Annotated in this window: 9 protein-coding genes and 1 pseudogene; 3 read left to right on the top strand and 7 right to left on the bottom strand. The window is 61.0% G+C overall.

The window, feature by feature from the left end; all coding sequences use genetic code 11:
• The first annotated feature begins 33 nt into the window (after positions 1-33).
• Positions 34-438, top strand: coding sequence for a lysozyme inhibitor LprI family protein (locus ACTJK9_RS23485; RefSeq protein WP_085613107.1), 405 nt, complete (start codon positions 34-36; stop codon positions 436-438).
• Between the two features lie 141 nt (positions 439-579).
• Here ACTJK9_RS23485 and ACTJK9_RS23490 read toward each other — a convergent pair whose 3' ends face one another.
• The 3 genes from ACTJK9_RS23490 to ACTJK9_RS23500 all read right to left on the bottom strand — a co-directional run bounded on the left by ACTJK9_RS23490 (position 580) and on the right by ACTJK9_RS23500 (position 4,249).
• A complete protein-coding gene (locus ACTJK9_RS23490; protein WP_440816617.1) occupies positions 580-1,605 on the bottom strand; it encodes a histone deacetylase family protein in 1,026 nt (341 codons plus the stop codon).
• A gap of 81 nt (positions 1,606-1,686) precedes the next feature.
• Positions 1,687-2,916 carry a Zn-dependent hydrolase gene (locus ACTJK9_RS23495; protein WP_221397821.1) on the bottom strand — a complete coding sequence of 410 codons (1,230 nt, stop codon included), beginning with the start codon at positions 2,914-2,916 and terminating at the stop codon, positions 1,687-1,689.
• Between the two features lie 22 nt (positions 2,917-2,938).
• Entirely contained in the window at positions 2,939-4,249 is a 1,311-nt protein-coding gene (locus tag ACTJK9_RS23500) for an MFS transporter (RefSeq protein ID WP_085649314.1), read from the bottom strand.
• 162 nt (positions 4,250-4,411) lie between these two features.
• Here ACTJK9_RS23500 and ACTJK9_RS23505 point away from each other — a divergent pair, with 162 nt between their 5' ends.
• On the top strand, positions 4,412-5,347 hold the full coding sequence (locus ACTJK9_RS23505) for a LysR family transcriptional regulator (protein ID WP_007953119.1): 936 nt from the start codon (positions 4,412-4,414) through the stop codon (positions 5,345-5,347).
• Here ACTJK9_RS23505 and ACTJK9_RS23510 read toward each other — a convergent pair.
• From ACTJK9_RS23510 to ACTJK9_RS23520, 3 genes and pseudogenes are all read right to left on the bottom strand, one after another.
• Positions 5,341-6,268: pseudogene (locus ACTJK9_RS23510) on the bottom strand (2-hydroxyacid dehydrogenase). The gene ACTJK9_RS23505 and the pseudogene ACTJK9_RS23510 overlap by 7 nt on opposite strands.
• Entirely contained in the window at positions 6,265-7,020 is a 756-nt protein-coding gene (locus tag ACTJK9_RS23515) for a class II aldolase/adducin family protein (RefSeq protein ID WP_064598177.1), read from the bottom strand. Before ACTJK9_RS23515 ends, ACTJK9_RS23510 begins: the two are co-directional and overlap by 4 nt.
• A complete protein-coding gene (locus tag ACTJK9_RS23520) occupies positions 7,017-8,318 on the bottom strand; it encodes an MFS transporter (RefSeq protein ID WP_440816622.1) in 1,302 nt (433 codons plus the stop codon). The genes ACTJK9_RS23515 and ACTJK9_RS23520 overlap by 4 nt, the downstream gene beginning before the upstream one ends.
• 144 nt (positions 8,319-8,462) lie before the next feature.
• Between ACTJK9_RS23520 and ACTJK9_RS23525 the strand changes: the two genes are divergently transcribed.
• Positions 8,463-9,422 carry a LysR family transcriptional regulator gene (locus ACTJK9_RS23525; protein ID WP_039772832.1) on the top strand — a complete coding sequence of 320 codons (960 nt, stop codon included), beginning with the start codon at positions 8,463-8,465 and terminating at the stop codon, positions 9,420-9,422.
• A 12-nt stretch (positions 9,423-9,434) separates the two neighbouring features.
• Here the strand turns inward: ACTJK9_RS23525 and mrdA are convergent, their stop codons facing one another.
• On the bottom strand, positions 9,435-11,327 hold the full coding sequence (gene mrdA / locus ACTJK9_RS23530) for a penicillin-binding protein 2 (RefSeq protein WP_221397826.1): 1,893 nt from the start codon (positions 11,325-11,327) through the stop codon (positions 9,435-9,437).
• Between the last annotated feature and the right edge of the window lie 231 nt (positions 11,328-11,558).

The raw sequence follows: 11,558 nt of genomic DNA on the forward strand, positions 1-11,558 counted from the left end.
CCGGCAAGTTCATTCATCAAAGCGAGATGACTCATGTCCCCACGCCTGCTTCTGGCCCTGACACCCTTTCTTTTCACTTCCGTCGTCCACGCCGCCGTGGACTGCGCCAATGCCAGCGATCAGGCGACGATGAATCAGTGCGCCGCGCAGGAAAACAAGGCAGCGGACAAAGAGTTGAACGCGGTTTATCAACAGATCACCGCCCGTTTGAAGGACAACCCTGAGGGCAAAAAAATGCTGGTGAGCGCGCAACGGGCATGGATCGGCTTTCGCGATGCCGAGTGCAAGTTTTCGGCATCCGGGGTGGCAGGCGGGAGTGTTTATCCGTTGATCTACAACAATTGCATCACCTCAGTGACAAAGACGCGAACCGAGGCGCTCAAGCAGTATTTGAAGTGTGAGGAAGGTGACATGAGCTGTCCGGTACCCGGGGCCTGACTTTTGTAACTGTTTCGAGGGCCTCTTCGCGGGCAAGCCCGCTCCCACATTTGAACCGCATTTCAAATGTGGGAGCGGGCTTGCTCGCGATGGCTTCAGGGCGATGGCAAGCACCACCGGCGCTACGGCAGGTGGAGTGCCTCAGCGTTGCCACACCTCGCCATTCACGAAAAACGCTCGGGCATTGTCTTCGAGACTTTCCAGGTGATAACCGCCCTCCTGCACGATCAGGCATGGCAGGCCCAGGCTGCGGATCCGCTCACCCAGTACCGTAAAGCCCTCACGAGTCACGGCGACTTTGCTTTGTGGGTCCAGCTCATAGATATCGAAACCCAGCGACAGCACCAGCACCTCGGCGCCGAACTCGCGCACCGCGTTCAATGCGACGTCCAGTTGCCCGAGAAAATCCGCTTCGCTTGAACCATGGGCCATCGGCAGGTTGAGATTGAAGCCCTCCCCCGCGCCGCTGCCGCGTTCGTCGGCGAACCCGGCGACGCCCGGATAGAAGTTGGTCGGATCGCCATGCACCGAAACGTAAAGCACGTCATCGCGGTCGTAAAAAATCTCCTGGATGCCCTGACCGTGGTGCATGTCGGTGTCGAGCACGGCGACTTTTTCAAACTTGTCGCGCAGCACTTGCGCCGCCACCGCTGCGTTGTTCACGTAGCAGAAACCGCCCGCTGCTTCTGCCCGGGCATGGTGCCCCGGCGGACGGCACAAGGCGTAGGCTGCGGGCTCACCGTCGATCAGCGCCTGAGCCCCGGCCATTGCGCTTTGCGCCGACCAGTAGGCGGAACGCCAGGTCTGCTCGCCGACCGGGCAACTGCCGTCCGCCAGATAGCACGCCGCCTGAGCGAGGATCCCACGCAAGGCGTTGGGCTCGCGGACGAAGATGTTCGACATCACTTCATCGCCCCAGTCTTCGGGGATTTCCTTCCAGCGTGCATGCGCTTCCTGAAGGAACGTCAGATACGGCGCACCGTGTACCGCCAGCAACGGTGCGAGGCCGGCATCGATCGGCTGCTCGACACTGAAACCCAAACCGTGGGCGGCCTGCACCAGACGTTGCGCACGCTCGGGGACTTCCTGCGGCGTGCGCATCTGCCCCCGCGAGTAATAGCTGCGTGGATGGTGGAGCAATTGTTCGGGGTGGAAAAAACTGCGCATAGTGATACCTGTCAGTTAACGAATATCTTGAATCCGGCGCCGTCAACTGTGGGAGCGGGCTTGCTCCCACAGAGATTGCGTTTATTCAGCTCGACCGGCGCGAGCCAGCACGGCGTTGAGCAATACATCGGTGCCCTGCTTCACATCTTCGGGCAACACGTCCTCGGCTTCGTTGTGGCTCAAGCCGCCAACGCACGGGATGAACACCATCGCCGTCGGGCAGTAGCGTGCAAGATGAATCGCGTCATGCCCGGCGCCGCTGACAATCGACTGCTGAGCGTAGCCCAGCGCATCTACCGCTTCTTGCACCGCCGCCACGCATTCGGCGTCGAACGGTGTGGCCGGGCTGATCCAGTGCGGGGTGATCGTCAGATTCAGACCTCGCCCATCGGCGATCGCCTGCAGGCGGGCGCGGACTTGTTGCTCCATGGTGGCAATGGCGTCGTCGCGGTGATGACGCAGATCGACGGTGAAATTCACCAGCCCCGGAATGGTGTTGCGCGAGGACTTGTTGATACTCAACTCGCCGACCGTGGTCAGGCCTTCCGGGGCAAAATCCGTGGCCAGACCTTCGATGGCCTGAATCATCCGCGCCACCCCGTACAGCGCGTCTTTACGCAGCGGCATCGGCGTGGTGCCGGCGTGGGCGGCCATGCCTTCCACGCGCACGTCCAGCCAGCGGATCGCCTGACCGCCCGTGACCACGCCGATGCTTTTGGCGTTGTCCTCGAGGATCGGGCCTTGTTCGATGTGCGCTTCAAAATACGCGTCCACCGCGCCTCCCAACGGGCGATCACCGGCGTAACCGGTACGCTGCAAAGCTTCTGCAACGCTGATGCCATCGACATCACGCACCGCCAGCGCGGCGTTCAGATCCATGATCCCGGTGAACACCGCCGAGCCGAACATGGCCGGGGTGAAGCGTGCGCCTTCTTCGTTGGTCCACACTGCCACTTCCAGCGGTTTGCGGGTCTGGATGTTCAGGTCGTTGAGGCAACGCACCACTTCCAGCCCGGCGAGTACGCCGTAGACGCCGTCGAAACGCCCGCCTTCGGGCTGGGTGTCGAGGTGGCTGCCCATCATGACCGGCGCGGCGTCCGGATCGGTGCCGGCGCGACGGGCGAACAGGTTGCCGATGGCGTCCACGCTCAGAGTCATGCCGGCTTCGCGGCACCAGTGGGCGAACAGTTCGCGACCGGCCTTGTCTTCGTCGCTCAATGCCAGACGGCAGCTGCCGCCTCGGGCTGTGGCACCGATTTCGGCCATGGCCATCAGGCTCGCCCACAGGCGTTGGCCATTGATTTTCAACATGAGGTTCTCCTGAAATTCCGGGTCAGGCACGGGCCAGTTCCGCGCGATGGGCGCTGGCGTGACGACGGGCGAGGGACAGCACGCACACCAGCGAAATGCCGGCGATCAGGCTGTAGAACACCGCCATCGGCCACCACTGCCCGGTGAACTTGTGCGCGAGCATCGTGCCGATCAGCGGCGTCAACCCACCGGCCACCGCGCCGCAAATCTGATAGGCCAACGAGATCGCGGTGTAGCGCACGCGGGTCTCGAACATGCCGCTGACGTAACCGGCGATCACCGCATAGAACGAGGCCATGCACACCACCGCCAGCGCGATGCCGAGGATAATCAGCGGCGCCTGGGCCGAACTGACCAGCACGAACATCGGATACGGCGAGGCCATCGCCAGCAGAGACACCAGGCACAGGAAACGTGTCGCACCGATCTTCTCCGCCGTCCACGCGGCCAGCGGCTGGATGCAGAACTGAATGATCGCGACGAAAAACAGGCATTCGAGAATCAGCGAACGTGGCAGCGCCAGTTGCTGAGTGGTGTAGGCGATCATGAAAGTGTTGGTGAAATACACCCCTGCGATGCCCAGCGTGTTGGCGCCGATGCACAGCAACAGTGGGCGCCACGCGGTGCGCAGGACTTCCATCACCGGCGCCTGCTCTTTCTTGATTTGCTTGCTGGCCTGCTCGCGGCTAGCGAGGAATTCCGGTGACTCATTCACGCCCAGACGAATCGCCAGGCCCACCAACAGCAACAGCGCACTGGCGAGGAACGGCAGACGCCAGCCCCAGCTCATCAGGTCTTCTTCCGGCAAACGGGTCACGGCACTGAAGGCCAGCAGCGACAGGATCAGACCCGCCGGACTGCCCAGTTGCGCGAACGAGGCGAAGAAATTGCGCCGCCCCTTCGGCGCATGCTCGCCGGCCATCAACACCGCCCCGCCCCACTCGCCACCGACGGCAATGCCCTGGACGATGCGCAACAGAATCAGCAGCACCGGCGCTGCCGCGCCGATCTGCGCGTAGGTCGGCAGCAGACCGATGCACACCGTGACCACGCCCATCATCAACAGCGTGATGATCAGTGATTTCTTGCGGCCGATACGGTCGCCGATATGACCGAAAATGATCCCGCCCAACGGCCGGGCGAAGAAGCCCACGGCGAAGGTGCCGAACGCGGCCATGGTGCTGAACAGCGGATCGTCGGAGGGAAAGAACAGCGCACCGAACACCAGCGCGGCGGCGGTGGCGTAGATGTAAAAGTCGTACCACTCGATCATGGTGCCGATGAAGGCTGCGGCCGCCGCACGGCGCGGCTGGTTCGAAGCGTGGGGCTTCATGGGGTCGGGCTCCTTTGATTGTTTTTTTGGCAGGAGGAAAACGTAAATCCAAGGCGCTCTGGCGGCGCCTGTCGTGGGGTGATTTATCGTCCCGGGGCTATGATTAGTCAATTTTCTATTTATTATTCCGAGTATTACCTCACCTTATAATCGAGAGTCGCCATGGCCGAACGCGATGTCCAACGCCTGCTCAACGACCGCCTGGACTGGAACCTTTTGCGCACCTTCCGGGTGATCGGCCAGGAGCTGAGCATCAGCCGCGCCGCCGCGCGTCTGCACCTGACTCAACCGGCGGTGAGCCAGGCACTCAAGCGTCTGGAGGAGCAACTGGGTCGCCAGCTAATCGCCCGGCGCGGCCCACGCTTTGCCCTCACCGAAGTCGGCGAGCAGATCTTCGAACTGGCCGGCGAGATCTACGGGCAAATGTCCCAGGTCAGCAGCCTGCTGGAGCAACCGGCCGACGAGGTGATCGGCAAGGTGCGGTTGCTGATCATCAGCCGGATCTTTTCTGAGCGCTTCGATGACTTCCTCGCTGACTTTCATCGGCAGTATCCACGGGTGGATCTGGAGGTCGATGTGATGCGCAGTTCGGACATCGTCAGCGCGCTTCAGGAGAAAACCGCGACGCTCGGCCTTAGCCTCAATCGCCGCCCGCAACCGCGTCTGGAACAGCGTCTGTTTCTGCGTCAACGCTATGCGTTCTTCTGTGGCAAACACCATGCACTGTTTGGCCGACAGGACATCGGCGAAGGCGATTTGCAGCGTGAGAATTTCGTCAGTTTCACCAGCGACCAGATTGGCGGCATGCTCTCGCCGCTGACGATTTTTCGCGATCAACAGGGCTTCAGCGGACGCATCGTTGCGTCATCGCCGAGCCTGGAAGAAGTACGGCGACTGGTGATCGCCGGGTTCGGTATCGGTTGCCTGCCGGAGCACGTGGTGGCAGCGGACGTCGAGGCCGGATTGCTCTGGCGCCTGCCGCCCCACGAGGGTATTGCCGATGTCGACATTCATCTGCTGTGGAACCGCGACCAGCGCATGAGTCGCGCCGAGACGCTGTTCATCGAGCGTTTACAGGCCTGTCTGGCGGATCAATAACCGAGCAGTCGATCCGCGCTGTTGAGCAGCGGTTCGCCGACGTTCAAACGGCGAAAGTTCTCGGCGATCTGCTCGGCGATGCAGTCGTGCGAAGCCGCCGAAGCCATGTGCGGGGTGACGGTTACACCCGGAGTTTTCCACAGCGAATGCTCGGCGGGCAGCGGTTCCTGCTCGAAGACATCCAGCAATGCACCGCGCAGTTTTCCACGGGCCAGTGCCTGTTGCAGATCGTCGATGTTCAGATGCCCGCCGCGCCCGACGTTGACCAGCGCCGCGCCGTTGGCCATCCGTTCAAACGTCTCGCGATTGAGGATGCCGCGCGTCTCGTGGGTGAGCGGCAACAGATTGATCAGCAACTCCACGCCGTCGAGGAACGGGTGGAAGGCACCGGTGCCGGCAAAGGTCTGCACGCCCGGTAAATCCTTGCTGCTGCGCGCCCAGCCACGCACGTCATAACCGGCACTGGCCAGGTCTTGGGCAATCGCGCTGCCGAGCGAGCCGAGCCCCATCACACCGATCCGAAACTCACGGGCCGGGCGTTGCAGCGGTCGCTCCCAATGCTGTTGGCGTTGTTGCTCCAGCACTTGCGAAGCCGCGATGAAAGTGAATCACCGCCCAGCGCACATACTCGGTCATGCCTTGGCGATGGCCGGGATCAACCACCCTGCACACTGGCAAATCCGGGCACGACGGATCGTGCTCCAGGTGATCAATGCCGGCGGCGACCGAGTGAATCACTTGCAGATTAGGCAACGCGGCGAGGCTATCCGGCAGCGGAAACCAGCACGCCGCGATCTGCGCATTCGCCGCCCGGGGATCGTCGGCCAGCACCGCCGAAAGCTGCGGCGCACGGCGGGCAAAGGCTTCCTGCAATTGTTTGAGCAACAGCGTATCGCGGGACATCAGTGCAACGGTGTTCATGACAGATAGGACTCGCGCTGGGATTCGATCAGGGTCAATGCGGCCTCCCAGGCCAGGTCGATGATGTTGTCCTGCTCATCGCGGTCGAACTGTTCGGCGGTGTGGGCACAGACTTCCGGCGACGGGAAATGCAGCTCGCAACCGCCGGCCAGTGCTTGCACTTGAGCCTGGCAGGCGCGCTCCAGAAAGTGGATCTCCTGGAATGCCTGGGCCACGCTCGAACCGCCGACCAGCAGGCCGTGATTGCGCAGGATCATCGCCCGGTGCGGGCCGAGGTCGGCGATCAACCGATCGCGCTCGTCCAGCGACAGAGCGATACCTTCGTAGGTGTGGTAAGCAAGTTTTCCGTAGAACTTCAACGCGTGTTGACTGATCGGCAGCAGGCCTTGTTTCTGCGCGGCGACAGCCATGCCGGCGGCGGTGTGGGTGTGAATCACGCAGTTCAGATCCGGCCGCGCCATGTGGATCGCCGAGTGGATCACGAAGCCGGCGGCGTTGACCCGATGCCCGGCGTATTCAGGGTCGACGATGCGCCCGTCCTGATCGATGCGCACCAGATCGGAGGCGCGCATGCGGTCGAAAATCACGCCGTAGCGGTTGATCAGGAAATGATGCTCAGGCCCCGGAATCCGCAGGGTGATGTGGGTGTCGATCAGGTCGGTCATGCGAAAGTGCGCGATCAATCGGTACAACGCCGCGAGCTCGCAACGGGCTTGCCATTCGATCGGGTCAATGTGGGCGGGCTTACTCACGAATACACCTCTTTGTTGGTATGAAGGACGACCGGGTTGGCCCGCAAGCGCGCGAGGCCGCAGACACCGATCAGAGACAGGGCCGACAGCAGCGTGAAGAACACCGCCAATGGCAGCCACTGTCCGGAGAACTTGCTGGCCAGCAGCGTGCCGATGAGCGGCGTCGTGCCGCCGGCCACTGCACAGCTCAGTTGGTAAGCGATGGAGATGCCCGAATAGCGCAGATGCACCGGGAAGGCCTGAGTCATGTACCCGGCGATCACCGCGTACAAGGCCGAGAGAATCACCACCGCGACAGCGATGCCGAGGGTCATCAACAGAATGTTTTGAGTGCCGACCAGCAGGAACATCGGGTACGGCGTGCCCATGCACAGCAACGCCACCAACATCAGGAATCGGCCTTCGCCGATGCGCTCGGCGAGCAGTGCCGATAACGGTTGCGACAGCAGTTGAATGACTGTCACCAGGAACAGGCAGTCGAGAATGGTCGCGCGCGGAATGCCCTGATATTGGGTGACGTAGGTGATCATGAAGGTGTTGGTGAAGAAGAACCCGGCCGAGCCGATGGTGACTGCGGCGGCGGCGAACAGGATCTGCCGCCAGCACTGACGGATCACGTCTTTCACCGGGTATTTAGCGGTTTCGTTGTTGTCCTTGGCCTTGGCGAATTCCGGCGATTCATGCACCCCGGAGCGGATCATCAGGCCGACCATCATCAGCACGCCGCTGGCGAGAAACGGCAGACGCCAGCCCCAGGCGAGGAAGTCTTCCGGCGACAGCGACGTCACCAGTCGAAACGCGATCAACGCCAGCAGCAAACCCGCCGGGCTGCCGAGTTGTGCAAAGGAGGCATAGAAGGTTTTACGCTTGGCCGGGGCGTGCTCACTGGCCATCAACACTGCCCCGCCCCACTCGCCGCCGACGGAAATGCCCTGAATCAGGCGCAACACGATCAGTCCGATGGGCGCCCAGATACCGACGCTGGCGTAGCTCGGCAACAGACCGATACCCGCCGTGGCCAAGCCCATCAACGCCATGGTCACCAGCAGCATTTTCTTGCGACCGAGACGATCGCCCAAATGACCGAACACCATCCCGGCCATCGGGCGGGCGATGAAGCCGACAGCAAAACTGCCGAACGCGGCGAGGGTGCTGGTCACCGGGTCGCTGCTGGGAAAGAACACTTGGCCGAGCACCAGTGCGGCGGCGGTGGCGTAGATGTAGAAATCGTAGAACTCGATGGTCGTGCCAATGAAGGCAGCGGCCGCGGCGCGACGCGGCTGAGCGGTGGTGTGCATGCAAGAACCCTGTGTATTTATAGTTTTGGGCAGGTGTCGAGGCGGCTGACAGTCGCGCTCTGTGGCGCTTGTGGGCTTTATCGCTTCCGTGAAAGGATTAGTCAATTTTCAAAAACTTATCTTTACTATTAGCGTGGCTACTACATGACTTCCTCCGCAAATCCTTGGATTGGCCGACGTTTTCTCAATGACCGGCTGGACTGGAACCTGCTCCGCACGTATCTGGTGATCGGGCAGGAAGGCAGCATGAGCCGTGCCGCTGCCCGCTTGCACATCACCCAGTCGGCAGTCAGCCAGGCGTTGAAACGTCTCGAAGAACAACTGGATTGTGTGTTGATTGCGCGCAGTGGAAGGCGCTTTGATCTGACGGAAACCGGGGAAGAAGTCCTGCGGATTGCGGCGGATATCTACGGCGATATTTCCCGTTTGGGCACGGTGGTCGAGAACCGCCATGACGACGTTGTCGGCAAGATCCGCATCCTCACCGTCAGTGGCGTGCAGGCGCGGCATTACGACGAGTTTCTTGCGGATTTCCACGAAACTCACCCGAAAATCGAGCTGGAAGTCGAGGTGATGGGCAGCTCGAACATCATCAGTTCATTGCTGCAAAAGACCGCTACGGTAGGTGTCGGATTGTGTCGTCTACCGCAGCCGAGGCTGGAACAACGGGTTTTGTTTCGTGAGCGCTATGCGTACTTTTGCGGACAGCGGCACCGGCTGTTCGGGCAGCAGAATCTGACGCTGGAGCAACTCGCGGCAGAAAACTTTGTCAGCTTCACCAGTGATCAGCTCGGCGGCAATCTTTCGCCGTTGACGCTGTTTCGTGATCAACAGGGCTTTACCGGCAAGATCGTCGCATCCTCCACCAGTTTCGAAGAGATTTACCGTCTGATCTGCGCAGGCTTCGGGATTGGCTGTCTGCCGATTCACCTGGTTCGGCGGGATGTCGAACAGGGCTTGCTATGGCGCTTGCCGCCGAAAGACGGAGTGGTCGATTTCGATATCCAGCTGCTGTGGAATCGCGAACAGAAGATGACTCAGGCGGAAACGGTGTTCCTCGACAGCTTCCAGCACATGCTCAGCTTGCGTGAGCCTGTGCTGTGAAGCTGTGACGGATTACACGTGGGGATCGCCCGGCGCTTTGGTCGGCGCCGCGTATTGCGGCTTGAGGTGACCGTCCTGGTCGAGTAGCCAGGCGTCCATGATCTGCCGCACTACGGGACCTGCGACGCGGCCACCGGCCTCGCCGTTTTCGATCATCACCGAAATCACGATCTTCGGATGCTCGGCCGGAGCAAAGCCGACGAACAAGGCGTTGTCGCGATGGCGCTCAAGGGTTTTCTCGCGGTTGTAGCGTTCGCCCTGCTTGATCGCCACCACCTGCGCCGTACCACTCTTGCCGGCGATGCGGTATTGCGCACCGGCCGCCGCCGCACGGGCAATGCCTCGGGCGTCGTGCATCACCATCTGCATGCCATGATTGACCTGTTCCCAGTCACGGGGATCCTTTAGCAGGATATTCGGCATCGGGTGTTCGTCCACCGGTGCTACACCGTCGACGGTCTTGGCCAGATGCGGACGGTTCCAGACGCCCTTGTTGGCGATCAACGCAGTGGCCTGGGCCAGTTGCAGTGGCGTGACTTGCATGTAGCCCTGGCCGATACCGAGAATCACAGTCTCGCCAGGGAACCAGGCCTGACGACGAGTTGCACGTTTCCAGGCTTGGGACGGCATCAGGCCGGGTGACTCCTCGAACATGTCGAGCGAGACTTTCTCGCCGAGGCCGAACATCGTCATGTAGTCGTGCAGGCGATCGATGCCGAGCTTGTGCGCCAGGTCGTAGAAGTAGGTGTCGTTGGAGCGCATGATCGCGGCGTCCATGTCCACCCAGCCGTCGCCGCTGTGGTTCCAGTTGCGGTACTTGTGATCGAAATCAGGCAGTTGGTAGTAACCCGGATCGAAGACGCGGGTCTGAGGCGTGACCACGCCGGCGTCGAGCCCGGCAATCGCCACCTCTGGCTTGATCGTCGAACCGGGCGCGTACAGGCCGCGCAACACGCGGTTGAACAGCGGGCGGTCAATGGAGTCACGCAGCGCGGAGTATTCCTTGGAGCTGATACCGGTCACGAACAGATTGGGGTCGAAGCTCGGGTTGCTGACCATGGCCAGCACTTCGCCGGTCGATGGGTCCAGCGCAACCACCGAGCCGCGACGGTCGCCCAGTGCGGCTTCGGCGGCTTCCTGGAGTTTAACGTCGAGACTCAGAACAATGTTTTTGCCTGGTATCGGATCGGTGTGTTTCAGCACGCGCAGTACGCGGCCCTGAGCATTGGTCTCAACTTCCTCGTAACCGACGTGGCCGTGCAGTTGCGGCTCGTAGAAGCGTTCGATACCGGTCTTGCCGATGGATTGGGTGCCACGGTATTCGACAGAATCGAGGGTCTTGGATTCTTTTTCGTTGATACGGCCGACATAGCCGATCGAGTGTGCGAAGTGTGCGCCCAATGGATAGTTACGAACGAATTGCGGCTCGACATCCAGACCCGGCAGGCGGAACTCGTTGACTGCCAGCACGGCGATCTGTTCTTCGGTCAGCTCGTAGAACAGCGTCACTGGTGTAAACGGGTGACGCGACTGCTTCATGGCCTTGTCGAAGACTGCGCGGTCTTCGGCGGGCAGGTGCAGAAGGTTGATGACTTCATCCAGTTCCTGGTTGACGTCAGTCGCGCGCTCTCTTGTGATCGTCAGGTTGTAGCTGGGACGGTTGTCGGCCAGCAACACACCGTTGCGATCGTAGATCAGGCCGCGTGTCGGCGGTATCGGCAGTACATGGACGCGATTGTTCTCGGAGATGGTCGAGTGATAGTCGAACTCGACGACTTGCAGGATGTACAGGCGCACAACCAAGGCGCAACTAATGGCGAAGACGAACAAGGCACAGGCGATCAGGCGTTTGTTGACCAGCCGCGTCTCTTTTTCGTGATCTTTGATTGGGATGGGTTCGGGCATTTCTGCAGCCACTCTTTGACAAAAAAATGAGCGCCGATCCTTAGGCGTGACATCAGTCCGTTAAAAAACGAGCTGCACCATACCAAAAACCGGGCGGTCATTTCAGAGGGATTTCCCCAATGGTTGCGATCGTGACGGTTGGAGCTTCAGCTTCCTCCAGGCACTTTCCTGCGGACAAAACAAAACCCCAACTGCTTTCGCAATTGGGGTTTCGGAATTTAATCTTGACGA

It is taken from the genome of Pseudomonas sp. 22082, assembly GCF_052046055.1.
Classification (GTDB): domain Bacteria; phylum Pseudomonadota; class Gammaproteobacteria; order Pseudomonadales; family Pseudomonadaceae; genus Aquipseudomonas; species Aquipseudomonas pharyngis.